The following is a 26,561-nucleotide window of genomic DNA, read 5'->3' on the forward strand; positions in this document are numbered from 1 at the left end:
GCCGCGCGGGGAAGGGCTTGCCGCCTTTCCCCGCCTTGCCATCCTTTGTTGGAGACCCCTTATGTTGCGTATTCTCACCCTTGCAACCGTTACGCTGACCAGCTCCGCCGCCCTCGCTCAGACGGTGACTGTGCAGACCGCTGCCGGAACAGTCGCGGTTGCCACGAACCCGGAACGCGTGGTCGCGCTGGACCTTGCCGCCATCGACACCCTGCACGCCTTGGGCGTGTCGCTGGACGGCGTGCCCGATTTCACCCCGCCCGCTTATCTGCGCGCGGCGATGGCGGGGGTGCCCACCGTCGGCACCCTGTTCGAGCCGGACTTCGAGGCGCTGGCCTCCATGGCCCCTGATCTGATCATCGCCGGTGGTCGCTCGCAGGCGCGGGTCGCGCCGCTGTCGCGCATCGCGCCCACGTTGGACATGACGATCACCGGGGCCGATGTGCTGACGCAGGCACAGGACCGGCTTGCCGCCTACGGCGCGCTCTTTTCGCATGGAGCGCAGGCCGCATTGCTGGCCGAGGCACTGAGCGCCGACCTAGCCACCGCCCGCGCTGCCGTTGCGGGAAAAGGCGCGGCGCTGATCCTGATGACCAACGGCGGCACCGTGTCGGCTTACGGCGATGACAGCCGCTTTGGCTGGCTCCACAGCGCCACCGGGCTGCCCGAAGCCTATCCCGCCATCACCGCCGAAAACCACGGCGAGGCGGTCTCGTTCGAGTTCATCGCCGAGGTCAATCCTGATTGGCTGCTGGTCATCGACCGGGGCGCGGCCATCGGGCAGGCGGGCGAAGCCGCCGCCGCCACGCTGGACAACCCGCTGGTGATGGGCACCACGGCGGGGCAACGCGGGCAGATCGTCTATCTCGACAGCGCGGCGCTGTATCTGGCGGCGGGCGGGGTGCAGGCGACACGGCTGATCCTGAACCAGCTGGCCGACGCCTTCACCGCCGCAGGCGACTGACGCCGTGCCCCGTCTGGCCCTGATCTGCCTTGGGCTGGGGCTGCTGGCGCTTGTCAGCCTGGGCCTTGGCGCGACCAACCTGTTTTCCGGCCCGCTCGACAGCGGGATGGTGCTGGCGGTCAGCCGCCTGCCGCGCACGCTGGCGGCGATGCTGGCCGGAGCAGGCTTGGCGCTGGCCGGGGTGGTGATCCAGCAGACGGTGCAGAACCGGCTGGTCGAGCCGGGCCTGACCGGCACCCCCGAAGCGGCGATGCTGGGGCTGCTGGCGGTGACGCTGTGGGCACCCGGCGCGCCGGTCGGGGTCAAGATGGGCATCGCCGCGCTGGCCGCGCTGGTCGGCACGGCGGGATTCTTCGCGCTGTCACGGCATGTGCCGCGACGCGATCCGATGCTGTTGCCGCTAGTCGGGCTGATCTATGCGGGCATTCTGGGCGCAGCGGCGCTGGGGCTGGCCTGGGCGACGGACCTTTTGCAATACGTGTCGATCTGGCGCTCGGGCGATTTTTCCGGTGTGCTGCGCGGGCGGTACGAACTGTTGTGGATCATCGCAGGATTGGCCGTGCTGCTCTATGTGCTGGCTGACCGCATCACCCTGCTGGGGCTGGGCGAGGCACAGGCCCGCGCGCTGGGGCTGAACTGGCGGCAGACGGTGTTGCTGGGGCTGGGCATCGTCGCGCTGGCGACGGCAGTGATCGTGGTCACCGTGGGCGCGATGCCCTTTGTCGGGCTGGTCGTGCCCAACATCGTGTCGCGGCTGTGGGGCGACAATCTGCGTCGCAACCTGCCCCTGATCGCCGCGATGGGCGCGGGGTTTGTGCTGGGTGCGGATATTCTGGGCCGCGTGCTGCGCTGGCCGTATGAGATCCCGGCAGCCACGGTCTTTGCCGTTCTGGGCGCGGGCCTGTTCCTGTGGCTGATCCATGCGCCGCGAGGCCGCCATGGCCGGTAACCGCCTGATCGCGCTGGCGTTAGGCCTGTTGGCACTTTGTGCGCTGCTGCTGCTGTGGCAGTTGCGCGCGCCTTACGGGTTCATTCTGGAACTGCGCGGCGTGAAGCTGGCAGCGCTGGTGATGGTCGGCGCGGCCACCGGGGCGGCGACGATCGTGTTTCAGACGCTGGTGGGCAACCGACTGCTGACCCCCGGTATCGTCGGCTTCGACGCGCTCTATCTGTTCCTGCAAGCGCTGCTGGTTTTCACGCTGGGGGCCAGCGTACTGGCCAGCATCCCCGCCGGGCTGAGCTTTCTGGCCGAGACGGCGGTGATGATGGGGGCCGCGATGCTGCTCTTTGGCCTGTTCCTGCGCAAGGGTAGCGATGATCTGATCAAGCTGGTGCTGACGGCGGTCATTTTGGGTGTGTTGCTGCGCGGGCTGGAATCGCTGGTGCTGCGGCTGCTCGATCCGTCAGAATTCGCCGTGGTGCAGCAGGCTGGGGTTGCCAGTTTTGGCGCGGTCGAGGCGGTACAACTGCTGCCCGCCGGTCTGGCGTTGTCGCTCGCGCTTGCCGCTTCGCTGTGGCTGGCACCGGCGCTGGATCTTGCCGCGCTGGGTCGGACCGCCGCGCGCAGTCTGGGACTGCGCCATGACCGGCTGGTGATGCAAGGACTGGCGCTGGTCGCGGTGCTGGTCTCGGTCTCGACGGCGCTTGTCGGGCCGGTGACGTTTCTGGGGCTGCTGGCGGCCAGTCTGGCGCGGGCGCTGATCCCCAGCGCGCGCCATTCGGTGCTGATCCCGGCCAGCGCGCTGATGGGCGCGGCCATTCTGGTGCTGGGCCAGTTCGTGTTCGAGCGGCTTCTGGGCCAGCAGGCGGCACTGTCCGTCGTCATCGAATTCGTGGGTGGGCTGGTGTTTCTGGCCCTTGTCTTGAGGAGACGCACGGCATGATCGAGATCGAGGGCCTGACCCTGACACGCGGCACGCTGCGGGTTCTGGACGATGTGACGCTGACCCTGCCGGCGGGCGGGGTCACGGCGATCATCGGACCCAACGGGGCGGGGAAATCCACGCTGCTCAACTGCCTTGCCGGGCTGATCACCCCCGACGCCGGGACGGTGCGCATCGACGACGCGGATATCCACCGCCTGCGCGAGCCTGAGCGCGCCTTGCGCCTGTCGCTGCTGCCGCAGGGCCAGACCGTCGTGCCGCGCCTGTCGGTGCGCGAGCTGGTCAGCTTTGGCCGCTGGCCGCATCATCGCGGGCGCCCGGGGCCTGAGGACCGCGCGCTGGTCGAGGCGGCGTTGGCGCGTTTCGCGCTGATTCCGCTGGCCGAGCGGCTGGTTGAGGAACTGTCAGGCGGCCAGCGCCAGCGGGTGCTGGTGGCGATGGCCTTTGCGCAGGCGACGCCGTGGATGCTGCTGGACGAGCCGCTGGCGGCGCTGGATCCGCGCCACGCCCGCGACATCATGGAACGCTTGCACGAGGTCGCCGCGAGCGGGCGTTCCGTGCTGCTGGTCGTACATGATCTGGCCATCGCTGCGCGCTATGCGCAATCGTGCATCTGCATGAAGAACGGCCGGATTCTGGCCGCCGGGCCTTGGGAGCAGACCGTTACAAGCGATCTGCTGAGCACGCTTTACGACACGCCGCTACGGCTGGCGGATGTTGAGGGGCAGCGGATTATTCTGGCGGGCTGACAGAGGGGGAAACCGCGAGAACTCCTCATTTTTCAGATGACATGCAATTGCATGTAATGCCGCTGCATGCTAACCGCACCCTCAGCCAAGACCCTGTCTGAGCCATCAACCCCGTTAACGGAGGCCCCGATGGCAGCGACGCTCCTTCCCACTTTCTCTCCCCGCCGCGCCCGGCAGGCGCTGTTGTGCGGCGTTGCGGCCTCGGCCTTTGGCGCGGCCCCCGCGCTGGCGCAAATGCCCGACGAAACGGTGCAGTTTCTGGGCACGATCCTGCTTGATCCTGCCTACACCCGCGCGCGCGATCCTGAAGGCACTGCTGCCGATCGGGGCAACAGCCATTACGTCGCCGATGCCGAGCTGGAACAAGCGCGGATGGGCGATCTGCGCGACGTCTTTGCCGGGATTGCCTCGGTCTCGGTCGGCGGGGCGATTCCGCTGGCACAAAAGATCTTCGTTAACGGCATCGACATGCTGAACCTTGCCGTCACGCTGGATGGCGTTTCGCAGAACAACCGGCTGTTCCACCATATTTCCGCCAATGCGTTTGATCCCGGCCTGCTGCGCTCGGTCCGCGTTGATGCCGGTGCGGCCCCGGCAGATGCCGGACCGCATGCGATGGCCGGGGCGGTGGTGATGGAAACCGTGGATGTCGAGGATCTGCTCGATCCGGGGCAGGCTTATGGCGGCAACGTCCGGTTGTCGTTCGGCAGCAACGGGCAGACCTTTGGCCGCTCGGCAACGGCGGCAGGGCGCGTCGGCGGGTTTGAGTGGCTGGCCTATGCGCGCCGCGTTACCGGTGAGGATTACGAGGCCGGCGGCGGCGGGGTCGTCGAGGGCAGCGCGGCGGACCTGACGACGCGGCTGCTCAAGCTGGCCTATGAGGGCGACGAAGGCCACCGGCTGGAATTTTCGATGCAGGACATGACCGATGATGCGCTGCGTCCCTACCGCGCCAATATCACCAGCGTCGGGCGTCCCTTCCCGTTGCGCCGCCACGACACGCACCGCACCAGCTATGCGCTATCGTATGAGCAGCGCGATGCCACCGGCCTGTGGGATCCGCATATCGTGCTGGGCCGGTCCGAGGTCGAGGTGGGCGTTGATCAGCCGCTCGACCCGGCGCTGGGTGTCAGCCGGGGCGTGACCAGCACGGCGTCTGCGACGGTGGAAAACCGCTTCCACCTGTCGCCCGATGCGACGATCACGGCAGGGGTGGATTTCTATGACCGCCGGAGCGCCTACAGCGACCTGACCACCACCGCGATCACCGAATCCGCGCGCAATTGGGGTCTGTTCACCCAAGCGCGGATCGAACCGACGGATGCGCTCTCGCTGTCCTTCGGGGGCCGCTATGATCGGCAGGCATTCACCGGCACCACCGGCTGGCGCGAGACCTACGCCGGGTTCAGCGGCAATGCTTCGATCTCGTATCGGGTCACTGACGCGCTGCGGCTGCGCGGCGGGATTTCGTCGGTGTTCGGCGGCATGACGATTGAGGACAATTTCATCTTCAATCCGGGCTGGGACTACACCGGCCTGCGCGCGGCACGGGCCGAGAACCTGACGCTGGGCTTTGACTGGGAACAGGGCAATCTGCGGCTGGACGGGGAGGTGTTCGTCACGCGGCTGAACGATGTGCGCCTGAGCAGTTATGCCGCCAACGCCATGGGCGATGCCGAAAGCCGGGGCTTCAATCTGGGGCTGGGGTACGGGTGGACCAACGGCTATTTGCGTGCCTCTTACGCGTGGAGTCAGGTGCGGGTGAACGGCGCGCTCAGCGACAGCTATAGAGCGCTTGATCTGGGGGCACCGCTGGGCGGCGTGGTCGCGCTGGAGGTTCAGCATTCGCCTGAAGGCAGTAATTTCACCTTTGGCGGCAGTTTTCAGGCGGCACTGGCCTATGATGACGTGGCTTCGGGCTCGGATCAGGGCTTGCCGGGCTATGGCGTGGTCAATGTCTTTGTGGAATACCACCCGCCCAGCATGCGCGGCCTGACTCTGCGCGCCGAGGTCAACAACCTCTTTGACCGCCAGTATGCCGACCGGGCGACCTATGGCGCGGATTTTGCGTCGGTCACGCCGATCTATGAGCCGGGCCGCAGCGTGCAGCTGTCAGCGGCGATGCGCTTCTGAGGCGTCAGCCGTAAAGCCGGTTGAGCAGGCGGACGAGGTCATAGGCCTCGTCCGTCGACAGGCGCGGGGCCATCGCCTGCTGGATCCGCGCCATATAGACCGCCCAGACGCGATCCTGCAGCCCTTCGGCGGCGGGGGTAAGGAACAGGCGCTGCCCGCGCCCCGCACCGGGAATTGCCTCGCGGCGGATGAACCCGGCCTGCTCGATACGCGCGACATGCCGCGACAGGGCGTACTGCGGCACGAAGAGGCGGTTTTGCAGATCCTGCATGGCAATGCCTCCGTCGCCTGCCTCTTCCGTCGCATAGAGAATCTCGTACCAGAGCGGATCGCTGATCCCCAGCGCGCGCAGCTCTGCGGCGATCTCGGGCATCAAGGACCGCTCAACGCGCAGCAGGGCAAAGAACGCCCGGTTATAGGCGATGCGGGCATCGGTATCGCCGAAGGGCAGGGGCGCGGGCGATCCGGGGTCTGGCATCGGGCTGTCCTTGGCTGGCGGGCGGGTTGACGTTTCTTAGGCCAGTGGCGCTGTGACCGCTAGGGGACCGCCGATGCCTGCGGCTTCATTGCCTAACCCCGCAGGGGGCGCTATACCGGTGCGGTCTTGCGGGCGACGGTGCCCTGACACGCGGTCCATCACATAAGGGTTGGTCGATGCGCTTTTCCCCCAATCTGTGCGCCGTGTTTCCCCTGCTGAGCGGGTTCAGTGCAAACAATGTCTGAGGGTTGCCCGTTCGCCTGAGGCGCAGGGCAACCCCAAGCTGACATGAACCTTTTCCGCCCCCGCGCCTGCGCGAGGGGTTCGCTTGTTTGCAGGACCAGACATGACTTTGTGGACCACACTTGCCCACGCCAGAACGGCGGCGGGGGATGATATCCTTTTGCGCCAACGCGGCGATCTGTTCGAAATCCGCTATAACGGGATCGAGCTGATGTCGAACCTCAACCACCAGTCCGAGGATCAACTGGCGCTGCGCGCCATGCGGCGCACCGGCTTTCGACCGCGCAAGATCCTGATCGGCGGCCTTGGGCTGGGCTATACGCTCCGCGCCGTGCTCGACCTTGCGCTGCCGCAGGCCGAGGTGACGGTCTGTGAACTGATCGCCGATGTTGCCGCATGGAACCGCGGCCCGTTGGCCCCGCTGGCCGGGCATCCGCTGGACGATCCGCGCACCACCCTGCTGATCGAAGACGTGCAGGCGCATCTGGCGCAGGCGGATGGCGTCTATGATCTGATCTTGCTGGATACCGACAACGGACCTGACTTTCTGGTCCGCACGCAGAACACCGATCTCTACGCCGACAGCGGCTTGGTTGCGGTGGCCAAGGCGCTCAGCCCCAGCGGGTTGGTGGCGTTCTGGTCGGCGACGGCCTCGGCGGCGTTTGAAGACCGGCTTGCCCGTCAGCCCTGGGCCTGGATGCGCGAGGATATCGCGCTGATCCCCGGCCGCGTCGATGCCATGCACTACATTTACAGCTGTAGCCCCGACGCAGCCGTTCTCGGGAAGCGGGCTGCAGCCTGATCCGCGCGAGCGGGGCAGGCGGCCGGATGGTCAGCGTCAGGTGCGCGCGTTCGGACCATGCCCTGAGGATCGTGCCAAAGCCAGACCCGCGCGCGCGACAAAGCCGTCAAGGCGCAGTGCGCGCGGGGCAGCCTGCACAAAGGCCAGAGCCTGCGCAAAGGCGACGCGGCAGAACGGGCAACGCCCGGCGGCGGCGCGCGGAAGCGGAGCCCCGCAGGCGTTGCAATAGGGAGGAATGGATTGACGCGGCATGTCGTCTGTCTTTCTGATCAAGGAGCCTTGGGGCACAGGGCAGGCCCTGTGCTGTGGAGTGGTGAAACGGTTGGGGTGGCAGTGATTGCCGCCGCGCGATCGCGGGGTCAGGGGGCGCTCGGCGCGACGCTCAGCACGTGCACACTGCGTGGCGTGCCTGACCCGTCCAGCCAGCCGCTGCTTTGGCCCGCGGACATGCCGATCAGCGTGACCCCCAGCGGGGAGCCCACGCGCAGACGCCGGTGCGCGTCATCGGGGTAGGACCAGTGATAGAGCACGCGCGTTTCGGCGGGTTGCCGATCCAGCGCAAAGGTGATGCGCGCCGAGCCAGTGACCACATCGGTGGACAACTGATCGCTGTCGACCACCGCTGCTGCCAGCATCTTGGCGCGGATCAGCCGGGCCAGCAGGGTGCCGCCCAACTCTTCGCTCCGGCGCCGGTGCTCGTTGAGCTGCCAGTAGTCGTAGCGGCTCACCATCGCGTTGGCCGGGTTATTCTGCGCGCCGGTGCCGGGCGGGCAGGGTGCCTGAGGGCACAAGGGGTCGTGGGGGATGTCCCCGTCGGCTGCGGGCCACGGGGCAGTGAGACAACAACACATGATGGTTCCTCAACGGACGATGTCCGCCTGACTGTTCCTGGTCTGAAAAGAAGAAAGCCCCGGGGAAAGGCGTCAGCAGGCGACCGCCTCTGCCCGGGGCAGAGTGCGCGTCAGCAGCGAACCGGAATAGATCCGGAACCTGACCAGAGGAAGAAACGTCAGCATGGCAACACGGTAGGCCAGCCCCTGAACGAAGACAAGCCGTGCCGCGCTGCAGCGAAAATCCTGTTCGAGTGTCGCACTTCGGGCACAGTCGCGTGCCCGGCTGTGCGCCACGCCCGATCACCCCGTCAGCTTGTGTGCCGCGCAATCGCCCGCGCCTGTGCAGAGAGCAGATCGGTGCGGGTGATGATGCCCACAAGGCGCTTACCGTCCATGACCGGCACGGCCTCGGCCCCGCCTTGTGCCAGCAGGGGGAAAAGATCGGCGACCAGCGTTTGCGGCTCGACGGTCGCAAGGCCGGTGGTCATCAGGTGATCCGCCAGGTCGGCGCGGGTGGCAAAGCGACGGATGAGGTCAAGTTGAAACACCACGCCCAGCAATGCCTGCGTGTCATCAACCACCGGCACGGTGCTGAACCCGTGCTGGATAAAGAGGTCCGCAAGTGCCGTGGCCGTTGCTGTCGGCGGCACGGTTACCAAGCTGCGCGACATGATCTGTTCGCAGCGTGCGGTGCCCAGTGCCTGCCCTGCTGCGCGCTGTTCGGCGGCGGCGATCAGGCGGGCAAGGTCTTCGACACCGAGGTTCGCCGATTGCCGGTACTGCACGAGAATCTGCGCAAGCGCGTCCGGCTCCAGCCCCAACCGCAGGGCGGCCGGGGCGTCGGAATCCGCCTGCGCGCCTTTGTCATGGGGCTGGCGAAAGGGATAAACGCGGCCGCTCAGCCGGTGCCAGAGCCATGCTGCGCAAACCAGTGCCGTGGTGCCGCCCAGCACCGGGATCAGCGCGAAACCCAGCCCCAGCTCGTCCAGCATCGCCGGGTTGAGCGCGGCGGTCAGCGCGACGGCCCCGCCCGGCGGATGCAGGGACCGTGTCAGCAGCATCGCCGCAAGCGCCAGCAGCGCCGCCGCCCCGATAGCAAGCGCCGGAGCCTGCGTCAGCTGATGCACGCCCAACGCGGCCAGTGCCGACACCGTGTTGCCGACGATGGCTGACCACGGCTGCGCAAGCGGGCTGTTGGGCAGCGCAAACACCAGCACCGCCGTCGCGCCCATCGGCGCGATGAGGAAGGCACCGCTCGCCGCTGGCAGCGCGAACCCCGCCAGCATCGCGGCACCCAGCATCAACGCAAGACCGGACCCTGCCGCGCCGGAAACGATGTCGCGGCGGCGCGCCGGGCCGATGGCGGGACCAAGCGGGCGAAGGCTGTCCAGAACGCGCCAGTGCAGGCGCGGCAGGCCTGCGCGATCCGGTGCCCCGCGCATCGCTCAGATCACCCCGAGCATGCGCATCGACTCGGCCACCCGGACGAACCCGGCGATATTGGCACCCAGCACATAGTCGCCCGGCGCGCCGTAATCATCGGCGGTCTGGTAGCAGGTATCGTGAATGCCGCGCATGATGCTGGCCAGCCGGGTTTCGGTCTGCTCGAAGCTCCAGCTGTCGCGGCTGGCGTTTTGCTGCATTTCCAGTGCCGAGGTCGCCACCCCGCCTGCATTCGCCGCCTTGCCCGGCGCAAACAGGACGCCTGCGGTACGAAACACCTTCACGGCTTCAGGGGTTGAGGGCATGTTGGCCCCTTCTCCCACGGCGATGACACCGTTTTTCACCAGCATGCGCGCATCTTTGCCGGACAATTCGTTCTGTGTCGCCGATGGCATCGCGACATCGCAGGGCACATCCCAGATCGTGCCTTTGTCGCGGGCGATGAAATGCGCGCCCTGCCCTCGGCGGCGGGCGTATTCCGAGATCCGCTCACGGCGCTGGATCTTCACGTCCTTCAGCAAGGCCAGATCAATGCCGTTCTCGTCCAGCACATAGCCGCTGGAATCCGAGCAGGCGATGACCTTGCCGCCGAAGGACTGTACCTTTTCGATCGAATAGATCGCCACATTGCCCGAGCCCGAGACAACCACGGTCTTGCCGTCGAAATCGGTGCCGCAGGTCTTCAGCATCGATTCGACGAAATAGGTGTTGCCGTAGCCCGTGGCTTCGGTCCGGGCCCGCGAGCCGCCGTAAACCAACGCCTTGCCGGTAAACACACCGGCCTCGAACCGGTTGTTGAGGCGTTTGTACTGGCCGAACATATATCCGATCTCGCGCCCGCCGACGCCGATATCGCCCGCCGGAACGTCGGTCTGCTCGCCCAGATGGCGGTGCAGCTCGGTCATCAGCGACTGGCAAAAGCGCATGATTTCCGCGTCAGAGCGGCCCTTGGGGTCGAAATCCGACCCGCCCTTGCCGCCGCCGATGGGCATGCCGGTCAGGGCATTCTTGAAGGTCTGCTCAAAGCCCAGAAACTTGATGATCCCGACATTCACCGACGGGTGAAACCGCATCCCGCCCTTGTACGGACCCAGGGCCGAGTTGAACTGCACGCGAAAGCCGCGGTTGATCTGCACCTGTCCGGCATCATCCGTCCACGGAATGCGGAAAATGATCTGGCGTTCGGGTTCGCAGATCCGTTCGATCAGCGCCTGTTCCAGATAATGCGGATGTTTGGCGACGACGCGCCCCAGGCTTTCAAGAACCTCGTGGACCGCCTGATGAAATTCAGGCTCTCCGGCGTTGCGCCGAATGACGTCGGTCAGGATGGGTTGCAGCTTTTCGTCGATGGAATTCATGGTAAGGCCGTTCAAAAATGTGCAGGGATCGCCTGTTTTTTGCTCACTTAGCGAAGATATTAGGCAAAGGAAACAGGCGATTGGCGCAATGCGGGTGTTTGCGTCCGCAGGTAACATCAACGTCAGAACCGGCTCGGCCCCTTTGGCCACAGCGCGAACGGCGCGTGGCGTTAAGGGTGTCAGACCCGGTCCTGACAGATGGTGAGAGTCGGTCAGTCGGTGACGGGGGGTGCGACGCTGACCACCTCAAGCTGGCGGGTTTCGGCATCGCGGGCGATCCACGAAATCTTGGCACCCACGCTCAGCCCGACCAGCGCAACGCCGATCGGGGTGACCACGGAAATGCGCTGCCGGTCGATATCGGCATCCTCGGGGTAGACCACAACGACGGTTACCAGCCGGTCGGTGCCGAGATCGCGGTAGGTGACCTCGCTGCCGATGGTCACGATATCGGCGCGCAACTTCTCTGGCGCGACAAGTTTTGCGCGGGCGATTTCGTCCATCAGCCGTTCGCCGATCTCAGGCGCGCGGCGCATCATGGCCGAGGCGAGCGCTTCGAGCCGGCCGACATGGCTTTTGTCCAGATGGATCTTGGGCAATCGCGCCGAGGATCGGCCTGAGGGCAGGCCGTTGGGTAGGGGAGCGGAAAGGGTCATTGGGGGGTGCTTTCTGTGGGATAAATCAGGGCGACCCGGCGCACCCCCGGTTTCGGAGGTGCGGCCGAGCCGTCCGTGTGAGAGGTGGAAAAGCCGCCGTGCGCGGGTGCGCTGCCGACAGGCCCTAAGCGGCGCGACCTTCGAGGCTGATCAGCCGCAGGCGGCAGAATGTGCCGTCCGGGGCGAAAAGCGGTGCAGTGTTGCCCGCCTTCATTCCGATCAGCGTTGCGCCAAGCGGCGATGCGACGCACAGGTCTTCCGGCCCCATGGCCTCGTCGTGGCACAACTGTGCGGTTTGCGCCGCCTGATCCGCAATTGCATAGCGCAGCCGCGATCCGCTGATCGCGACATCGGCGGCGATCCGGGCATCATCGACAAAGGATGCGTAGAGCAATTTCTGGCTGAGCAGTCGCGCCACCAGAATGTCCACGCCGGTTCCGATCCTGTCGGCACGCTGGATATGACCGGCCAGAGCGCGGCGGTCCGAGCGGCTCAGAAGACAGCCCATCGCGTGGTCTTGCAGGGAGGGGTAATCGGTCTTGCTGAAGACTGCGGTCTCGGGTGCCAGCGTCTGGCGTCGGAAAGTGGCCATACGTCCTCCTTGAACGGCCAGAGTGCCGTTATCGTCGCTTGGGATGGGTGGTGGAGGAACCCGGAGCAGCAGCGCGTCAGATACGCGTTCAGACCGCCCCGGGCAGGGGGCGGTTCTGAAGGAAGATCCGAAACAGGATGGCCACGACGATCATCAGGCGAAAATGTCCATTCGCACGCAGAGAGTCAATGCCTGCACACCGCGGCACTTCGCAGCGCCGCATTCGCGGCCAATTGACAGGCGAAGGCAGTCTTTCTACCTTTGGTGCATGCGCAACAATCGACACAGGTTCGTACTGCTCAACCGCCCGCACCCCCGGGCGGTTCAGGCGTTTGCGCGTCTGGTTGACCACCCGGGAGCCGCGCGCGCACACCGCGCCGGCTGACGGGCAAACCGCCCTACACCTGTGCCCTGATCGTGCCAGCGATACCGCCGCGCATCTACGTTTTCCAATCCCCGAAAGCGGCTCGACCCGCCCGCGCGCCGGCACTTGCCGCGCCGACCGACCTGAAGAAAGAAGCACGTCATGGATATCCTGATCTTGATCGCGGCGGCATTTGGCGCAGGGGTGCTGAACACCGTGGCGGGGGGCGGAACGTTTCTGACCTTTCCGGCGCTGGTGTTCGTCGGTTTGCCGCCGGTGATGGCCAATGCGACCAGCACGGTTGCGGTGTTCCCTGGCTATCTGGGCGGTGTCGCGGGATTTCGCGCCGAGTTGGGCGCGTTCGACCGCAAGCGCCTTGTTCGGCTGAGCGCGATCACGCTCGCAGGCGGGCTCGTCGGCTCGGGCTTGTTGCTGGTCTCGTCGAATGACGCCTTTTCGGTCGTCGTCCCGTTCCTGCTGCTGGCGGCGACGCTGGCGTTTGTGTTCGGCGATGCCGTGCGCCGGTGGGCTGCGGCGAGTGCCCGCTCGGTGACGCCGGAAGGGGCGTTGGGGCTGTTCGCGGTGTCCGTGTATGGCGGGTATTTCAACGGCGGGCTGGGCATCGTGCTGCTGGCACTGTTCGCGCTGTGGGGCATGACGGATCTCAACCGGATGAATGCGCTGAAATCGGGGTTGAGCTTTCTGCTGTCGGCAATCTCGGTTGCGGTCTTTGCCGTGGCAGGGCTGGTGGCCTGGCCACAGGCGGTGGTGATGATGGTTGCGGCCACGGTGGGCGGGTATGCCGGTGCGCCGCTTGCCCGGTCGCTGCCCAAATCGGTTGTGCGCGCGCTGATTGCCAGCGTGGGTTTCGGCATGAGCGCGATTTTCTTCTGGCGGCTGCTCAGCGGCGGTTGACCCCTGTGCCCATGCTCCGGACGTTCTAGATATCGTCGACAGCGGCGATCAGTTGCGCGCGCAGCCAGTCCAGAGCGGCGTCATGACTGCGCATCCGGTGCCATTGCACGCATTGCTCCATCGGCGCGATCGGCACCGGCGCGTCCAGTATGGCGATGCCGCCCATCTTCAGCCAGCGCCGCGCCAGCCGCGCCTGAACCAGCGCGATCCGGTCGGTGCCCTGCACCAGATCGGGCAGGGCGGCGAAGGAGAAGCACGTAACCGGCGTGCGCACCTCGATCCCCAGCGTCCGCAACGCGCGTTTGGCATAGTTCTCGCCAGCCTGATTTTCACCCGCTTGCGGAGGCTTCATCGCGACGAAATCGGCCGCCAGAAACTCCGCTTCGCTCAGCATGCCCCGCCCGGCGGCATCGCTGTGTGCATCCACGACGCAGACGAAGGGGTCGGTGAACAGCAGTTCGGACGGATGATCCGGTGAGCAGAACACTGCGGGCGCAACCAGCAGGTCGGCCTCGCCACGCTCCAGTTGTTGGCCCGGATAGCTTTGCTGCGGCTTGATATCCAGCAGCACATTAGGCGCGGCCCGTGCAACCCGGCGCACGAAGGGGGGCATCAGTGTGTGCAGGGTAAAATCCGACACCATCAGCCCGACCTGACGGGCCGAGGTCGCAGGATCGAAATCGGGCGGTGCAGTCACCGCCGCCTCGATCCGCACAAGGATGTCGCGCACCGGACCGGCCAAGGCCTCGGCCCGTGGTGTCAGCTCCATCTGCCGCCCGACCTGCACCAACAAGGGGTCATCAAAATACTGGCGCAGGCGGTTCAGGGCGTTGGACATAGCCGATTGCGTGATCGACAGCTCTTCCGCCGCGCGGCTGACGCTGCGCAGGCGGATCAGCTTGTCCAGCGCGGCGAGCAGGTTCAGGTCGAGGTTGCGAAAGCGCATGATGATCCAACATTTCCATGAATACCTGTGATTTAAACTTACAATTTCATAAATGGCAACCGCGCCGATATGGTTCCCTCAATCGCGATGATGGAGGAGGCGGGCGTGTTTCGGTATTTTCCGACGAATTATGTGTGGGATCTTTCGGTCAATCTTTCGATCGAAATGGGCGCACGCATGGGTGAGATCGCCGAGATGTGCGAACCGCTCAAAGAGGCCGCCAAAACCGGGGACGCCGAAGGCAGCGCTGCGTTCCGCGCGGTCTGGACTCCGATGGCCGACAAGCTGATCGAACTGGCGCAGGAAGACCTGATGCGCGGGCGCTCATTGTCGGCGTCCAACAAGATGATGCGCGCCGCCAACTACCAGATCACCGCCGAGCGCCTGCAAGCGCATGGCTCGGACGGTCGGGTGGCCCTGTACGCGCGCCATCTGACGACGTTCTACCAAGCCCTGTCGATGGGCCGCAGCGGCGCTTTCCGGGTCGAAATCCCGTATGAAGGCAAGCACCTGTCGGGCATCTTTGTGCCTGCCGAAGGTGTCGAGGGCCCGCAGCCCGTGCTGGTGCAGGTCAACGGCTTCGACAGCACCAAAGAGATGCGCTACATGGCGCAGCTGCCCGGCGTTCTGGCCCGCAAGGGCATCGCCTCGCTGGTGCTGGACCAGCCCGGCACCGGGGAAGCGCTGCGTCTGCAAGGGCTGACCGCGCGCCACGATTCCGAGCATTGGGCAACGCCGGTCTATGAATGGCTGGCCGCCCGCGCCGATGTTGATGCTGCGCGCATCGGGATCGAGGGTGTCAGCCTTGGCGGCTACTACGCTCCGCGCGCCGTTGCTTTCGAGCCGCGCTTTGCCTGCGGGATCTCATGGGGAGCCAACCACGACTGGCGCGACGTGCAAAAGCGTCGGCTTGAGCGTGAGGGCGACTTCCCGGTGCCGCATTACTGGTCGCACGCCTGCTGGGTCTTTGGCGCGACCGATATCGATGACTTCATGGCCAAGGCCGAAAACATGCATCTGGACGGCGTGCTGGACCGCATCCGCGTGCCCTATCTGGTGACGCATGGCAAACATGACACCCAGATCCCGCTGAAATGGGCCCATCGCACGTTTGAGCAACTGGTCAACAGCCCACGCAAAGAGCTGGTGATCTTTGACGAGCGTACCGGCGGCGTGATGCATTCCAGCGTCGATAACTCGGGCGGCCCGCTCGACACCATTTCCGACTTCGCTGCCGAGTGCCTCGGCGGCCGTACCGCGTGACGACAGGAGATCCCATGCAGATCATCGGCCCCGACCTTCTGGTCTTTGGCGTGGACGACGTGCCCGCCTGTCATGACTTCCTGACCGCCTATGGCCTTGAGCCGCAGGGATACTCGCCAGAAAAGGGTGGGCTGTATCTGGCGCTTGACGGTACCGGTCTGGAAATCCGCCGCCGCGACGATCCCTCGCTGCCGCCGGCGCTGAAGACCGGCAGCATGCTGCGGCTTCAGGTTCTGGGTGTGGTCGATCAGGCTGCACTGGAAGCCGTCGCCGCCGAGCTGGGCCGCGACCGTCTGGTGTTGCATCTGGCCGATGGCAGCCTGCGCACGCAGGACGATCAGGGGTTCGAACTGGCTTTCCGCGTCACCACGCGCACCCCGCTTGAGCTGGAAGCCGAGAAGATCAATGCGCCCTATCACCCGGGTCGTCCGGTCAACGTGGTCGGCGTCACGCAGGATATGCCCGCCAAGCCGCGCACCCTGTCGCATATCGTGCTGTTCACGCCCGACATCGACGTGGCGGTCGGGTTCTACCGCGACCGGCTGGGTTTCCGTATCACCGACACGCTGACCGGTGCCGGGCCGTTCCTGCGCCCGCAGGCGAATGCCGATCACCACACGCATTTCTTTATCCGCACGCCGGAATACATGCAGGGGATCGAGCATCTGGCCTGCCACATGGGTGGCCCGACCGAGCTGATGCTGGCGGGCAGCCGGATGATGGAAAACGGCTTTGAAAGCTTCTGGGGACCGGGGCGGCACAAGTTCGGCTCCAACTGGTTCTGGTATTTCAAAAGCCCGCTGGGCTGCAACGTCGAGTTCGACGCCGACATGGACACCCATGACGACGACTGGGCCCCGCGCGAAGCACCCATGGGCCCCGAGGCGAGTCAGGCCTTCTTGATGCAGTGGCGCAAGAAATGGGCGCCGGGCGGCGGGCCGGGGCCCAAGGGCTGACGCCTGCGCGATGGTGACGGGCGTTCCCCTCACAACGTTGGCCGACTTGCCCGACGGCGACTCGCGCGGGTTCGAGGTCGAGGGCTGGCGCGCCAAGGTGATCATCGTGCGCAAGGGTGCGCGCGTGTTCGGCTGGCGTGACCTGTGTCCGCATTACGCGGGCGGGACATCCATGGCGTGGCGGCGCGATGCCTATCTGAACGGCGCGCGCACCCATCTGGCGTGCCACGCGCATGGGGCGTGGTTCGACATTGAAACAGGGGTCTGCGTGCAGGGCGCGTGTCTGGGCAAGCGTCTGACCCGCGTACCGCTGCGGATCGACGAGGAGGGCGGCGTTCACCTGGACCGGGCGCCAAGGGAGGATAAGGCATGACGGACACGAAAAATATTCTGATCATCGGCGGCGGTTTCTCGGGAATGAGCGCCGCCATTCTGTTGGCGGACGCCGGGCATACCGTCGATCTTGTCGAAATCGACAAAGACTGGCGCAGCTATGGCGCGGGCATCAGCCTGAACGGCGGCATGTTCCGCGTGTTCGACACGCTTGGCATCCTTGATGCATTTCTCAAGGTTGGCGCGACGGTGGGCGGGCTGGAAATCCGCGGCCCGGCCGATCAGGTTCTGGCGCATTTGCCGACGCCCTCGCTGCATCCCAAGGCGCAGGGCAACGGTGGCATCATGCGGCCGGTTCTGGCCCGGCTTCTGGCCGACCGGGTGCGGGCGGGCAGCACCAACGTGCGGCTTGGCGTCACCTTTACCACCATCGACAACGGCCCGACCGGCGCGCATGTCGCCTTCACCGACGGGACCGAGGGCGATTATGATCTGGTGATCGGTGCGGACGGCCTGTCCTCGGCCACCCGCCGCGCCCTGTTCCCCGATGCACCCAAGCCGCGTTATGTCGGTCAGGCCGTCTGGCGCGCGGTGCTGCCGCGCCTGGCGCATCTGCCGACGGTTGCGATGTGGATGGGCCCTTCGCTGAAGGCCGGGATCACGCCTGTGTCGGACACCCAAGCCTATCTCTTCCTGACCGAAGACCGGCCCACCAACGACCGTGTCCCGCCCGAAACCCATGTGGCGACGCTCAAGGATCTTCTGTCGCGCTTTGCCTCGCCGACGCTGCGCCAGATCGGCGAAGAGCTGAGCGCGGAGAGTCAGGTGGTTTACCGCCCGCTCGATCAGATGCTGATGCCGCGTCCGTGGTTCGAAAACCGCGTGGTGCTGATCGGCGATGCGGTGCATGCGACGACGCCGCATATGGCGGCCGGAGCGATGATCGGCATGGAGGATGCGCTGGTGCTGGCCGAGGAATTGAACCGTGCCGATATTGACGCCGCACTACCCGCCTTTCAGGACCGCCGTTTTGAACGCTGCCGCATGGTTGTGGAAAACTCGGGCCGTCTGGCCGAGATCGAGCAGGGACACGGCACGCATGAAGAGCATCAGCGCCTGATGGGCCAGACCCTTGGTGCCCTGGCGCAGCCGATCTGAGCGCACCCGATGGTGGCGCTGGACTTGGCCTGCGGGTCAGCGCGTCCAGCGCCGCGCATTGTCGCGGGCACAGTCGATCACCAGATCGCGGAACCACTGCACCGAGGTGTCGAACTCGCGCGTCGCGTGCCACTGCAGGTTCTCGGAAATCGGCGGCACCGGCAGCGGCATCGGCACGGCGCGCAACCCCATCTCGGCGGGCAGGCTGGCCCACAAGCTGCGGTGCATCGTGGCCACCCAAGGGGTGCCGCGCAGGCAATCTGCCAGCAATGAGAAACTGGGCACGCTACAGGCGACGTCCAGTTCAACGCGGGTATCTTCGATCCATTGTTCAAAATGACTGCCGCGCCACGTCCCGCCGAATTCGGTGACGACATGGCGCTGCGACAGGTAGGTCGCGGCGTCCATGGACTCGCCGATCTGCGGGTGATCGGCTGAGATCACGCAGATGAAGTCATCGGTAAACAAGTGTCGGTGCGGGTGATCCTTGTACAGAAACCGGTCGGGGATCACGGCGAAATCCACCTCGCCCCGGTGAAACCGCGCGTCCGAGGGCGCGTCGATGGGCACCATTTGCAGCGACACGCCGGGCGCTTCTTGGGCGAGGCGCGGCAAGAGCTGCGCGAACAAGACCTTGAGGACGAAATCCGAGGCGATGATAGAGAACCGCCGTGTCGCGGTGGCCGGATCGAAGCCCGGGCGCATCTGGCTGAAGTGCCGGGTGTCGTTCATCAACTGCGTCGCCGCTTCGAGCAATTGCAGGCCAAATTCGGTCGGCTGCATCTGGCGGCCAACCTGCGCGACGATGGGATCCTCGAAATGATCGCGCAACCGACGCAGCGCCTGACTGAGCGCCGGTTGCGTCAAATGCAGTTCAAACGCCGCCGCCGAGACTGAACGCAGGCGCAGAATGGCTTCCAGCGCGATGATCAGATTCATGTCCAGCCGGTTCAACCGCATGATGCCTGTTCCTTATGGAAGTCATACTTCCTATTCATTCGACATATGCTTAACCCACCCGTACGGTATTCGCAATTCAAGGCACTCTCGGGGGGAATATGGCACGTCGCATCGTCGATCTTTCGGTAAGTCTTAAGGCCGGGATCGCTTCGGACCCGCCACCGCTGCTGCCCAAGATCCGCTATTTCGACCACGACCATGGTGCCAAGGATTTCGCGCCGATGCTGGGGCTGCGCCCCGAGCAGATGCTCGAGGGCAAGGGCCCGGCCTCGGAAGAAATGGAAATCACCACCCATGTCGGCACGCATATGGATGCGCCCTGGCATTACCACCCGACCATGAACCGGGGCGAGCGCGCCATTACCATTGACGAGGTGCCGCTGGACTGGTGCATGGGGCCCGGCGTCAAACTGGACTTCCGCCACTTGCCCGACGGCCATGTCGTCACCGCCGCCGAGGTTGAGGCCGAACTGGCGCGCATCGGTCATACGCTGTCACCGGGCGATATCGTGCTGGTGAATACGGCCGCCGGGCTGCGCTATGGTGAGGACGACTACCTCGCCAAAGGCTGCGGCATGGGGCGCGAGGCGACGCTGTATCTGACCGAACGCGGCATGAAGGTCTGCGGCATCGACGCCTGGAGCTGGGACACGCCGCTGATCCACCAGAAGGCCGAGATTGCCCGCACCGGCAACGCGGCGCTGTGCTGGGAAGGCCACAAGGCCGGGGCCGAGTCGGCCTATTGCCATATGGAAAAGCTGTCGAACCTCGAATCCCTGCCCGCGACCGGCTACACCGTCTGCGCCTTTCCGGTAAAGGTCGCCGGCGGCTCGGCGGGCTGGGTGCGCGCCGTCGCCATTTTTGACAGCTGATCTGATGAGCGGTTTTGACAATCCCTTGCCGACCGGCCAATTGACCCGCCCGGACGTGCCTTGCGTCATCGACATGCACGGCCATTGCGGTGCGCCCGAGGCCGAGGCCTTGCTGGCCTCGCGCCCCGAACGCGCCGCCGAAATGGGCGCGCAGGCCCGCAGCACCGGCGCGGCGTCCAGCCAGCACAACCGCACGGTCATGCTGCCCGCCGCCGGGGCGCGCATGGCGTCGCTGGAGAAGCGGCTGGCCGATCTGGACCTGATGGGCGTCGACGTTCAGCTCGTCGCGCCCTCGCCGCATCTCTATGCCTACTGGGCTGATGAGGGGCTGGCGGGTGAGCTTGTCGCCGTGGTGAATGCCGCAGCGGTGGCGCTGGTGGCGCGCGCGCCCGAGCGGCTGGCCGGGATGGGCATGGTGTCGATGCAGTACCCTGATCTGGCCGCGCAGCAGATCCATGCGGCCAAGGCGGCGGGGCTGAAGGGGATCGAGATCTCGGCCTCGGTCGGTGAGCGCGAGCTGTCGGACCCGGTGTTCACCCCGGTCTGGGCCGCTGCAGAAGAGACGGGCCTGCCGGTGTTCATCCACCCGCTGGGCACCTCACTGGGTGCGCGACTGGACCGGTTCTATCTGTCCAACACCATCGGTCAACCGGTCGAGACGACCATCGCCCTGACCGGCCTCATCCTGTCCGGCGTGCTGGACCGTCATCCCCGCCTGAAACTGGTGGGTGCGCATGGCGGCGGTTATCTGCCCGCCTATATCGGGCGCGCGGATCACACATGGTGCGTACGGCCCGAGGCGCGGGGGTGTGCTGCGTTGCCGTCGGAATACCTGTCGCGGATCTGGGTGGATACGGTGGTGTTCGACCGGACGCAGCTGTCCGATCTTGTGCAGCGGATGGGGGCGGACCGGGTCATGTTCGGCACCGACTATCCGTTCGACATGGCCGATTGCCGCCCCGATCAGGTGGCCGCCGCGCTGCCGCTTTCGGCGCGCGCGGCGGTGATGGGCGGCACCGCGGCCGCCCTGTTCAACCTTTGACCACGCGCTGGTCGATGGCGCCGAACATCGGCGTGCCATCGGCGGCGCGGCATTCCATGCGCACCGTCTCGCCAAAGGCCATGAACGCGGTCTTGGCGGCGCCGTGGTCCAGCATCTCGATTCCCCGGCGTTCGGCGATGCACGACGAGCCGACCTCGCGGTAATTGTCGTTCGACACGGTGCCCGAGCCGATCACGGTCCCTGCCACCAGACGGCGGGTCCGCGCGGCATGGGCGACCAGTTGGTCAAAGCCGAAGGCCATGTCGTACCCGCCCGCCGCGCCAAAACGCTCACCGTTCCAGTCGACGATCAGCGGCAGATCCACACGCGCATCGCGCCAGCTTGCGCCCAGCTCATCCGGGGTCACGGCAACGGGGGCCATCGAGCACGCAGGCTTGGCCTGAACCCAGCCAAAGCCGGTGCGCATCTCGATCGGCGCGACGGTGCGCAGCGACCAGTCGTTGATCTGCACGACCAGTCGGATATGGCCAGCGGCCTGAGCCGTATCAGTGCCCATCGGCACCGCATCACAGATCACACCGAATTCACCTTCGAAATCAATGCCGTCATCTTCCGTGGGCAGCGCGACATCCGCCGTCGGGGCCAGAAACTGGTCCGACAGGCCCTGATACATCAGCGGCCGGGTCTTGTCGGCGTGGTTGTCGATGCCAAACACCTTGGCCATCAACTCGCCGTGGCTTGCATAGGCCGACCCATCCAGCCATTGCCACGCGCGCGGCAGCGGCGCCAGCGCGCTTGCCGGATCAAACGCCATGCCGCCGCCAGTGTTCAGCGCGTCGTATTGGGCTTGAAGCGAAGGGGCCAGATTGTCCCAGTCTTCGATCAGCGCCTGAAGCGTCGCCGCTGCCTCGGCGGGGACGGCGCGCGTCAGGTCGCGGCTGACAAGATGAAGGCGCCCGTCGGGCGTGCCATTGGCAAGGGTGGCGAATTTCATGGTTCTCTCCCGGTGTCGCAAATCGGCGGGGCAAGGCCCCGCCGATATCGTGAGGTGGTTATGTCGCCGGTTTACTCAGCCGGGAAGGGGATAACGAAGGTCTCAAGATCGATGGGCTCGTAGATCAGGCCCTGACGCACCGCGAGGTCGTTCCAGAAACCAAGGCTGACCTGCGGGTCCAGCGCGCCGCCAAGGTTGGGCAGCGGCACATTCGCCACGACGGGCGGCGGCAGGGTGGTGTAGCGGGCGATGCTTTCGCGGGCTTCGGCCTCGTGCTCGCGGATGAAGTCGGCAGCCTCGATCAGCGCCCGTTGCATGCCTTCGATGGCCTCGGCGTTTTCGGCAGCCCAGTCGGCGGTAGTGACAAAGATACCGGCGGCAGAGCCGTCGGGGATCACGTCGAAATAGTTGCCGATCAGACGCCCGACACCCGAATCCACCGCCCGGCTGGAGAAGGGATCGACGCTGGCCACGGCGTCAACCTGCCCGGCACGGATCGCGTCGCCGGTTTGCGGCAGGGCGATTTCGACGATATTCACCTGCGACAGGTCGACGCCATTCGTGCTGAGCCACTGGCGCATCGTGACGTCCAGCAATCCACCGACACCCGGCACGCCGACCGTCTTGCCGACCAGATCCGCCGCGGTTTCGATGCCGCTGTCCGCACCGACGACGACGCCCGCGTTCGCGGTTTCGGGGAAGATGTTGGTCGAAGCGAAGGCGCGCAGATCAAGCCCGTTCTCGATGGCCTGAAAGGCCACCGTCGGCGTAGGCAGACCGACTTCGGCCGAACCCGACACCACACCCGCCACGATCACCGAGCCGTTCTGCGCCATCTGCAGATCGACATCGACGCCGTGGTTGGCGAAAAAGCCCTGATCGGTGGCAACCCAGGCGGTCATGAAGCCCGTGGTTGCGGTGTAGAGCAGCGTGACATGCGTGCGCTCTTGCGCCTGCAGCGGTAGCGCCATGAGCGCGACGGCCGCGCTGGCCAGCATAAGGGTTCTGCGTTTCATTCCATGTCCTCCCGACATTGGGTTGCGTTCAGCGACGCTGCCAGCGCAGCGCATAGGTTTCGACCAGCGACAGAACAGCGTTGGTCAGCAGGCCGATCACGCCCAAGACGGCGATCCCGGCAAAGATTTCGGGCGCGTTGAAGGCCCGCGCGGCCAACAGGATGCGCGCGCCCAGTCCGCCCTGCACCGTGACCATCTCGCCCACCACCACCAGAATCAGCGCAATCGTCAGACCCAGTCGCAGCCCGCCCATGATGTCGGGCAGCGCGCCCGGCAGCGCGATCTTGGTGATGAAGGCGCTGCGGCTCAGGCCCAGCGATGTGGCGACCTCGCGGCGACGGATGTGGATGTTGGAGAATCCGTGCACCGTGGTCAGCAGCATCGGCCATAGCGCGCCAAAGGCGATCAGCGTCAGGATCATCGTGTCGGTCAGACCCAGAAACAGCATCGCCACTGGCGCGATGGCCGAGGCTGGAAGCGGGCGCAGCGCCTCGAACATCGGCGCGATCCAGACCCGCGCCCAGGCCGAGGTGCCGACGAAGGCCCCCAGCGCCACGCCGATCAGCGAGGCCAGCGCCCACCCCAGCGCCATGCGGCGCAGCGTGGTCAGCGTATCGGACAGCAGCGAGCCATTGGCGACGCCGCGTTTGAGCGCGCGCCATGTCAGGTCGGGGCCGGGGAAGAACGCCCGCGGCAAGACGCGCGCATCGGCAAGGATCTGCCACCCCCAGATCAGCCCGACCAACAGGGCAAGCGAGGCCAGAAACCACAGGCTGCGGTGAAAAAGGGTCATCGCTCGCTCCTGCTCATGGCCGGGAAGAGCCAGCTTTGCAGCCGCAACATCCCCCAGTTCAGCGCCCAGCCCAGAAAGGCGATCCAGAACAGCGTCGCGAACATGTCCTCGGGCCGGAGCGACGAAGCGGCGCGCAACAGCCGTGATCCAAGGCCAATCGGGTTGGCGGCGATCTCGACGGTAATCGCCACGATCAGCGCGATCCCGGCTGCGAGGCGCAGCGCAACGAACAGGCGGGGAAGCACGGCGGGCAGCACGATCTTGGTGATCCGCGCCCACGCGGTCAGCCCCAGCGCGCGGGCGACCTCGGACAGACGCGGCTCGACCTGACGCACGGCGCTTTCGGTCAGCACCAGCACCGGAAAGCAGGTGGCGAAGGCGACGATAGCGACCTCAAGCTGATAGCCAAAGCCAAAGATCAGCAGCGCGATCGGCACAATGGCAATCGAGGGAAGCGGGCGCAGCAGCTCGACCGTCACGCGCAGGATGCGCGACACCGGCGGCACCAGCGCAAACAGGATGCCCGCGCCTGCGCCCACCGAGAACCCCAGTGCCAGGCCCATGCCGCCAGCCGCCAGCGTATCGCCGGTATCAACCCAGAACGGCGCGCTGGTCAGCCCGTTCACCAGCGCAACCAGAATACCGTCCGGCGCGGCCAGCGTGTCGCTTTGCATGCCCGTGGCCATCGCCGCGATCTGCCACACAATCAACAGGCCAATCGGCAGGACCAGTCCCTTGAGTGCCGTCATTGTTCGTATCGTTCGATGAAGTCAAAGAGCTGCCGGCGCAGGCGCAGGAATTCGGGCATCTCGCGCGTGGTCAGCTGGTTGCGCGGCTTGGGCAGCGGCACGTCAAAGATCTGGCTCACGCGCCCCGGATTGGGCTCCAGCGCGATGATCCGGTCGCCCAGATAGATCGCCTCTTCCAGATCATGCGTCACAAAGAACGCCGTCACCTGGCTTTCAGCGACGATCCCCAGCAGTTCGTCCTGCAGCTTTTGCCGCGTCATGGCATCCAGCGCGCCGAAGGGCTCGTCCATCAGCAGCACGTCGGGCTTTTGCGCCAGACAGCGGGCGATCTGCAGGCGTTGCTGCATGCCGCCGGACATTTCAGCGGGGAATTTCCCCTCGCTGCCGACCAGCCCGACGGTGCGCAGCAAGGCGTGGATCTGATCGCGGCGCTCGGCACGCGGCACACCCGCTGCTTCCAGCGCGAGCGACACGTTACCCTCGGCATCGCGCCACGGCAGCAGGGCGTTGGTGTAGTCCTGAAACACGATGGCGATGTCACGCGAGGGTGCGCGATGCGGCTGACCACGGAAATCGACCGAGCCGCTTACTGGCGTCAACAGCCCGGCCAGCAAGCGCAGCAGGGTGGTCTTGCCGCTGCCCGAGGGGCCGATCACGCAGACAAACTCGCCCCGGTTCAGCGACAGCGACAGATCCTTGAGGACCGTGGTTGCGCCATAGCGCACGCTTGCCTCTTGTACCGTCAAAACGGTATCGCGCGGCGCATCCATCGCGCTGGTGGCGTGTTCACTCAATGACATCGCGGTCCTCCCGGCTCGTGGCACCCTAGGGGTGGGGCTTGGCATATGTCAAATGAATGGGATAAATCACTTGTATTAGCATATCTTATTCCAAGCGAGAGCCATTCTGACAGCGCTTGCGTTTCAGGGGACGCGTTTGGGATATCTTGAATTGGTGATGTTTTTGGGTTATTTTCGAAAATCTACGAAAACATCACCTTTGAGGTTCGCCATGCAGACCCAAACCCTTCGCGACGCTACCGGACTCAGCCAGATGCTGCGCAGCCGACGTAAGGAAATGGGTCTGACCCAGGAACAACTGGGCCAACGCGCGGGATTGGCGGCAAAGCATGTCTCGCGGATCGAGAACGGCACGCATGAACCCAAGGTTTCCACGCTCTTTGCCCTGATCTCGGCGCTCGATCTTGACCTCGTGCTGGGCGAAAAGGGCACGGTTGCGCCGGTTCCGTCGGTTGCGGATATCTTCTGATGGGGCGCCCGACGGTTGTTCGGCGGCTGGATGTTCGCCTGAATGGCAGGCTGGCCGGCGAGTATCGCTTCACCCCTTCCGGCGGCGTGAGCTTTGCCTATGATGCGGGTTGGCTGGACTGGCAGTTTGCCTTTGCCCTTTCGCGCCAGCTGCCGTTGCGCGCCGGTGTTCAAAGCGGCGCGCAGGTCAATGCCGTGTTCGAGAACCTCTTGCCCGACAACACCGATCTGCGCCGCCGCATCGCCGAGCGCACGCAGGCACGCAGCGACCGGCCACATGATCTGCTGGCTGTGATCGGGCGGGACTGTATCGGCGCGATGCAATTCCTGCCGCAGGGCGCCGATCCCGGCGATCCGTTCCAGCTGGAGTCGACCCGCCAGAGCGACGCGCAGATTGCCGCCACCATCCGCGATCTTGCCACGTCTCCGCTGGGCCTGCACGCCGACGATACGTTCCGCATTTCGCTGGCCGGGGCGCAGGAAAAGACCGCCTTTCTGTGGCGCGACGGGGTTTGGCAAAAGCCTGAGGGGCTGACGCCCACGACGCATATCTTCAAGCGGCGCATGGGCGTTGTGTCGCACGGGATCGACATGACCGACAGCGTCGAGAACGAATGGCTGTGCCTGCAACTGGCCGCAGCACTGGGCCTGCCGGTGAATGAAGCGCGCATGGCGACGTTCGAGGATCAGACAGTGCTGATCGTGACCCGCTTTGATCGCGCGCCGCGGGCGGGCGGGGGCATCGTGCGTCTGCCGCAAGAAGATTTCCTGCAAGCGCTGGGATTGAGTTCAAGTCAGAAATACCAGGAACACGGCGGGCCGACCCTGCAAGACGGG

General features: G+C 65.6%; 29 protein-coding genes. 15 read left to right on the forward strand and 14 right to left on the reverse strand.

Annotated features, from left to right (window positions below; translation table 11 throughout):
• The first annotated feature begins 61 nt into the window (after positions 1 to 61).
• The 5 genes from EAE28_RS17055 (at position 62) to EAE28_RS17075 (ending at position 5,729) form a co-directional block, all read left to right on the forward strand.
• On the forward strand, positions 62 to 964 hold the full coding sequence (locus EAE28_RS17055) for a siderophore ABC transporter substrate-binding protein (protein ID WP_127108469.1): 903 nt from the start codon (positions 62 to 64) through the stop codon (positions 962 to 964).
• A gap of 4 nt (positions 965 to 968) precedes the next feature.
• Entirely contained in the window at positions 969 to 1,913 is a 945-nt protein-coding gene (locus EAE28_RS17060; protein ID WP_127108471.1) for an iron chelate uptake ABC transporter family permease subunit, read from the forward strand.
• Positions 1,903 to 2,847: an iron chelate uptake ABC transporter family permease subunit gene (locus EAE28_RS17065; protein ID WP_127108541.1), complete on the forward strand. Its 945-nt coding sequence runs from the start codon at positions 1,903 to 1,905 to the stop codon at positions 2,845 to 2,847. The genes EAE28_RS17060 and EAE28_RS17065 overlap by 11 nt, the downstream gene beginning before the upstream one ends.
• Positions 2,844 to 3,596 (forward strand): ATP-binding cassette domain-containing protein, encoded by a 753-nt coding sequence (locus EAE28_RS17070; protein ID WP_127108473.1) that lies wholly within the window; start codon positions 2,844 to 2,846, stop codon positions 3,594 to 3,596. The genes EAE28_RS17065 and EAE28_RS17070 overlap by 4 nt, the downstream gene beginning before the upstream one ends.
• 129 nt (positions 3,597 to 3,725) lie before the next feature.
• Positions 3,726 to 5,729, forward strand: a complete 2,004-nt coding sequence (locus EAE28_RS17075) for a TonB-dependent receptor domain-containing protein (protein WP_127108475.1) — start codon at positions 3,726 to 3,728, stop codon at positions 5,727 to 5,729.
• A gap of 4 nt (positions 5,730 to 5,733) precedes the next feature.
• Here EAE28_RS17075 and EAE28_RS17080 read toward each other — a convergent pair whose 3' ends face one another.
• The gene (locus tag EAE28_RS17080; RefSeq protein ID WP_127108477.1) at positions 5,734 to 6,207 is read right to left on the reverse strand and encodes a MarR family winged helix-turn-helix transcriptional regulator; all 474 of its coding nucleotides are present in this window, start codon (positions 6,205 to 6,207) and stop codon (positions 5,734 to 5,736) included.
• A 346-nt stretch (positions 6,208 to 6,553) separates the two neighbouring features.
• Here EAE28_RS17080 and EAE28_RS17085 point away from each other — a divergent pair, with 346 nt between their 5' ends.
• A complete protein-coding gene (locus EAE28_RS17085; RefSeq protein WP_127108479.1) occupies positions 6,554 to 7,252 on the forward strand; it encodes a spermidine synthase in 699 nt (232 codons plus the stop codon).
• A gap of 36 nt (positions 7,253 to 7,288) precedes the next feature.
• Here the strand turns inward: EAE28_RS17085 and EAE28_RS17090 are convergent, their stop codons facing one another.
• From EAE28_RS17090 to EAE28_RS17115, 6 genes are all read right to left on the reverse strand, one after another.
• Positions 7,289 to 7,504: a hypothetical protein gene (locus EAE28_RS17090; RefSeq protein ID WP_127108481.1), complete on the reverse strand. Its 216-nt coding sequence runs from the start codon at positions 7,502 to 7,504 to the stop codon at positions 7,289 to 7,291.
• A gap of 107 nt (positions 7,505 to 7,611) precedes the next feature.
• Positions 7,612 to 7,983, reverse strand: a complete 372-nt coding sequence (locus EAE28_RS17095) for a GreA/GreB family elongation factor (RefSeq protein ID WP_127108483.1) — start codon at positions 7,981 to 7,983, stop codon at positions 7,612 to 7,614.
• Between the two features lie 410 nt (positions 7,984 to 8,393).
• Entirely contained in the window at positions 8,394 to 9,527 is a 1,134-nt protein-coding gene (locus EAE28_RS17100) for an HPP family protein (RefSeq protein ID WP_127108485.1), read from the reverse strand.
• Positions 9,528 to 9,530: 3 nt separating this feature from the next.
• A complete protein-coding gene (gene gdhA, locus EAE28_RS17105; RefSeq protein WP_127108487.1) occupies positions 9,531 to 10,886 on the reverse strand; it encodes an NADP-specific glutamate dehydrogenase in 1,356 nt (451 codons plus the stop codon).
• A gap of 212 nt (positions 10,887 to 11,098) precedes the next feature.
• Positions 11,099 to 11,542 carry a nucleoside diphosphate kinase regulator gene (gene rnk / locus EAE28_RS17110; protein WP_127108489.1) on the reverse strand — a complete coding sequence of 148 codons (444 nt, stop codon included), beginning with the start codon at positions 11,540 to 11,542 and terminating at the stop codon, positions 11,099 to 11,101.
• 124 nt (positions 11,543 to 11,666) lie between these two features.
• Positions 11,667 to 12,134, reverse strand: a complete 468-nt coding sequence (locus EAE28_RS17115) for a GreA/GreB family elongation factor (protein WP_127108491.1) — start codon at positions 12,132 to 12,134, stop codon at positions 11,667 to 11,669.
• 526 nt (positions 12,135 to 12,660) lie between these two features.
• Here EAE28_RS17115 and EAE28_RS17120 point away from each other — a divergent pair.
• Positions 12,661 to 13,413, forward strand: a complete 753-nt coding sequence (locus EAE28_RS17120; RefSeq protein ID WP_127108493.1) for a sulfite exporter TauE/SafE family protein — start codon at positions 12,661 to 12,663, stop codon at positions 13,411 to 13,413.
• 25 nt (positions 13,414 to 13,438) lie between these two features.
• Here EAE28_RS17120 and EAE28_RS17125 read toward each other — a convergent pair whose 3' ends face one another.
• Positions 13,439 to 14,359: a LysR family transcriptional regulator gene (locus EAE28_RS17125; protein WP_127108495.1), complete on the reverse strand. Its 921-nt coding sequence runs from the start codon at positions 14,357 to 14,359 to the stop codon at positions 13,439 to 13,441.
• Between the two features lie 105 nt (positions 14,360 to 14,464).
• Here EAE28_RS17125 and EAE28_RS17130 point away from each other — a divergent pair, with 105 nt between their 5' ends.
• The 4 genes from EAE28_RS17130 to EAE28_RS17145 are packed head-to-tail and all read left to right on the forward strand — an operon-like array spanning position 14,465 to position 18,069.
• Positions 14,465 to 15,622 (forward strand): alpha/beta hydrolase family protein, encoded by a 1,158-nt coding sequence (locus tag EAE28_RS17130; protein WP_127108543.1) that lies wholly within the window; start codon positions 14,465 to 14,467, stop codon positions 15,620 to 15,622.
• Between the two features lie 14 nt (positions 15,623 to 15,636).
• Positions 15,637 to 16,578, forward strand: a complete 942-nt coding sequence (locus tag EAE28_RS17135; RefSeq protein WP_127108497.1) for a VOC family protein — start codon at positions 15,637 to 15,639, stop codon at positions 16,576 to 16,578.
• A gap of 10 nt (positions 16,579 to 16,588) precedes the next feature.
• Positions 16,589 to 16,951, forward strand: coding sequence for a Rieske 2Fe-2S domain-containing protein (locus EAE28_RS17140; RefSeq protein ID WP_127108499.1), 363 nt, complete (start codon positions 16,589 to 16,591; stop codon positions 16,949 to 16,951).
• Positions 16,948 to 18,069, forward strand: coding sequence for an FAD-dependent oxidoreductase (locus EAE28_RS17145; protein WP_127108501.1), 1,122 nt, complete (start codon positions 16,948 to 16,950; stop codon positions 18,067 to 18,069). Before EAE28_RS17140 ends, EAE28_RS17145 begins: the two co-directional genes overlap by 4 nt.
• A 36-nt stretch (positions 18,070 to 18,105) precedes the next feature.
• Here EAE28_RS17145 and EAE28_RS17150 read toward each other — a convergent pair whose 3' ends face one another.
• Entirely contained in the window at positions 18,106 to 19,029 is a 924-nt protein-coding gene (locus tag EAE28_RS17150) for a LysR family transcriptional regulator (RefSeq protein ID WP_127108503.1), read from the reverse strand.
• A 98-nt stretch (positions 19,030 to 19,127) separates the two neighbouring features.
• On the opposite strand from EAE28_RS17150, the gene EAE28_RS17155 reads away from it, so the two are divergent.
• Both EAE28_RS17155 and EAE28_RS17160 read left to right on the forward strand, forming a co-directional pair.
• Complete coding sequence (locus EAE28_RS17155) at positions 19,128 to 19,901, forward strand: cyclase family protein (protein WP_127108505.1); 774 nt, start codon at positions 19,128 to 19,130, stop codon at positions 19,899 to 19,901.
• Positions 19,902 to 19,905: 4 nt separating this feature from the next.
• Positions 19,906 to 20,943 (forward strand): amidohydrolase family protein, encoded by a 1,038-nt coding sequence (locus tag EAE28_RS17160; protein WP_127108507.1) that lies wholly within the window; start codon positions 19,906 to 19,908, stop codon positions 20,941 to 20,943.
• Here EAE28_RS17160 and EAE28_RS17165 read toward each other — a convergent pair.
• The 5 genes from EAE28_RS17165 to EAE28_RS17185 all read right to left on the reverse strand — a co-directional run bounded on the left by EAE28_RS17165 (position 20,933) and on the right by EAE28_RS17185 (position 25,256).
• Complete coding sequence (locus EAE28_RS17165) at positions 20,933 to 21,898, reverse strand: fumarylacetoacetate hydrolase family protein (protein ID WP_127108509.1); 966 nt, start codon at positions 21,896 to 21,898, stop codon at positions 20,933 to 20,935. The genes EAE28_RS17160 and EAE28_RS17165 overlap by 11 nt on opposite strands.
• Positions 21,899 to 21,969: 71 nt before the next feature.
• Positions 21,970 to 22,914: an ABC transporter substrate-binding protein gene (locus tag EAE28_RS17170; protein ID WP_164736687.1), complete on the reverse strand. Its 945-nt coding sequence runs from the start codon at positions 22,912 to 22,914 to the stop codon at positions 21,970 to 21,972.
• 28 nt (positions 22,915 to 22,942) lie between these two features.
• Complete coding sequence (locus EAE28_RS17175; protein WP_127108513.1) at positions 22,943 to 23,707, reverse strand: ABC transporter permease; 765 nt, start codon at positions 23,705 to 23,707, stop codon at positions 22,943 to 22,945.
• A complete protein-coding gene (locus EAE28_RS17180; RefSeq protein WP_127108515.1) occupies positions 23,704 to 24,456 on the reverse strand; it encodes an ABC transporter permease in 753 nt (250 codons plus the stop codon). The genes EAE28_RS17175 and EAE28_RS17180 overlap by 4 nt, the downstream gene beginning before the upstream one ends.
• Positions 24,453 to 25,256 (reverse strand): ABC transporter ATP-binding protein, encoded by an 804-nt coding sequence (locus EAE28_RS17185; protein WP_127108517.1) that lies wholly within the window; start codon positions 25,254 to 25,256, stop codon positions 24,453 to 24,455. Before EAE28_RS17185 ends, EAE28_RS17180 begins: the two co-directional genes overlap by 4 nt.
• Before the next feature lie 211 nt (positions 25,257 to 25,467).
• On the opposite strand from EAE28_RS17185, the gene EAE28_RS17190 reads away from it, so the two are divergent.
• Both EAE28_RS17190 and EAE28_RS17195 read left to right on the forward strand, forming a co-directional pair.
• The gene (locus EAE28_RS17190; protein ID WP_127108519.1) at positions 25,468 to 25,725 is read left to right on the forward strand and encodes a helix-turn-helix domain-containing protein; all 258 of its coding nucleotides are present in this window, start codon (positions 25,468 to 25,470) and stop codon (positions 25,723 to 25,725) included.
• Positions 25,725 to 26,561: HipA domain-containing protein (locus EAE28_RS17195; protein ID WP_164736688.1), on the forward strand; the 837-nt coding region annotated here is incomplete at its 3' end. The genes EAE28_RS17190 and EAE28_RS17195, both read left to right, overlap by 1 nt.

This window comes from Pararhodobacter zhoushanensis (genome assembly GCF_003990445.1).
GTDB lineage: Bacteria > Pseudomonadota > Alphaproteobacteria > Rhodobacterales > Rhodobacteraceae > Pararhodobacter > Pararhodobacter zhoushanensis.

Excerpts from the sequence above, each read along its gene's own strand:
- EAE28_RS17055 (WP_127108469.1), top strand. The coding sequence starts at position 62 with ATGTTGCGTATTCTCACCCTTGCAACCGTTACGCTGACCAGCTCCGCC.
- EAE28_RS17065 (WP_127108541.1), top strand. The coding sequence starts at position 1,903 with ATGGCCGGTAACCGCCTGATCGCGCTGGCGTTAGGCCTGTTGGCACTT.
- EAE28_RS17070 (WP_127108473.1), top strand. The coding sequence starts at position 2,844 with ATGATCGAGATCGAGGGCCTGACCCTGACACGCGGCACGCTGCGGGTT.
- EAE28_RS17075 (WP_127108475.1), top strand. The coding sequence starts at position 3,726 with ATGGCAGCGACGCTCCTTCCCACTTTCTCTCCCCGCCGCGCCCGGCAG.
- EAE28_RS17080 (WP_127108477.1), bottom strand. The coding sequence starts at position 6,207 with ATGCCAGACCCCGGATCGCCCGCGCCCCTGCCCTTCGGCGATACCGAT.
- EAE28_RS17085 (WP_127108479.1), top strand. The coding sequence starts at position 6,554 with ATGACTTTGTGGACCACACTTGCCCACGCCAGAACGGCGGCGGGGGAT.
- EAE28_RS17090 (WP_127108481.1), bottom strand. The coding sequence starts at position 7,504 with ATGCCGCGTCAATCCATTCCTCCCTATTGCAACGCCTGCGGGGCTCCG.
- EAE28_RS17095 (WP_127108483.1), bottom strand. The coding sequence starts at position 7,983 with ATGGTGAGCCGCTACGACTACTGGCAGCTCAACGAGCACCGGCGCCGG.
- EAE28_RS17100 (WP_127108485.1), bottom strand. The coding sequence starts at position 9,527 with ATGCGCGGGGCACCGGATCGCGCAGGCCTGCCGCGCCTGCACTGGCGC.
- gdhA (WP_127108487.1), bottom strand. The coding sequence starts at position 10,886 with ATGAATTCCATCGACGAAAAGCTGCAACCCATCCTGACCGACGTCATT.
- rnk (WP_127108489.1), bottom strand. The coding sequence starts at position 11,542 with ATGACCCTTTCCGCTCCCCTACCCAACGGCCTGCCCTCAGGCCGATCC.
- EAE28_RS17115 (WP_127108491.1), bottom strand. The coding sequence starts at position 12,134 with ATGGCCACTTTCCGACGCCAGACGCTGGCACCCGAGACCGCAGTCTTC.
- EAE28_RS17120 (WP_127108493.1), top strand. The coding sequence starts at position 12,661 with ATGGATATCCTGATCTTGATCGCGGCGGCATTTGGCGCAGGGGTGCTG.
- EAE28_RS17125 (WP_127108495.1), bottom strand. The coding sequence starts at position 14,359 with ATGCGCTTTCGCAACCTCGACCTGAACCTGCTCGCCGCGCTGGACAAG.
- EAE28_RS17135 (WP_127108497.1), top strand. The coding sequence starts at position 15,637 with ATGCAGATCATCGGCCCCGACCTTCTGGTCTTTGGCGTGGACGACGTG.
- EAE28_RS17140 (WP_127108499.1), top strand. The coding sequence starts at position 16,589 with ATGGTGACGGGCGTTCCCCTCACAACGTTGGCCGACTTGCCCGACGGC.
- EAE28_RS17145 (WP_127108501.1), top strand. The coding sequence starts at position 16,948 with ATGACGGACACGAAAAATATTCTGATCATCGGCGGCGGTTTCTCGGGA.
- EAE28_RS17150 (WP_127108503.1), bottom strand. The coding sequence starts at position 19,029 with ATGCGGTTGAACCGGCTGGACATGAATCTGATCATCGCGCTGGAAGCC.
- EAE28_RS17155 (WP_127108505.1), top strand. The coding sequence starts at position 19,128 with ATGGCACGTCGCATCGTCGATCTTTCGGTAAGTCTTAAGGCCGGGATC.
- EAE28_RS17160 (WP_127108507.1), top strand. The coding sequence starts at position 19,906 with ATGAGCGGTTTTGACAATCCCTTGCCGACCGGCCAATTGACCCGCCCG.
- EAE28_RS17165 (WP_127108509.1), bottom strand. The coding sequence starts at position 21,898 with ATGAAATTCGCCACCCTTGCCAATGGCACGCCCGACGGGCGCCTTCAT.
- EAE28_RS17170 (WP_164736687.1), bottom strand. The coding sequence starts at position 22,914 with ATGAAACGCAGAACCCTTATGCTGGCCAGCGCGGCCGTCGCGCTCATG.
- EAE28_RS17175 (WP_127108513.1), bottom strand. The coding sequence starts at position 23,707 with ATGACCCTTTTTCACCGCAGCCTGTGGTTTCTGGCCTCGCTTGCCCTG.
- EAE28_RS17180 (WP_127108515.1), bottom strand. The coding sequence starts at position 24,456 with ATGACGGCACTCAAGGGACTGGTCCTGCCGATTGGCCTGTTGATTGTG.
- EAE28_RS17185 (WP_127108517.1), bottom strand. The coding sequence starts at position 25,256 with ATGTCATTGAGTGAACACGCCACCAGCGCGATGGATGCGCCGCGCGAT.
- EAE28_RS17190 (WP_127108519.1), top strand. The coding sequence starts at position 25,468 with ATGCAGACCCAAACCCTTCGCGACGCTACCGGACTCAGCCAGATGCTG.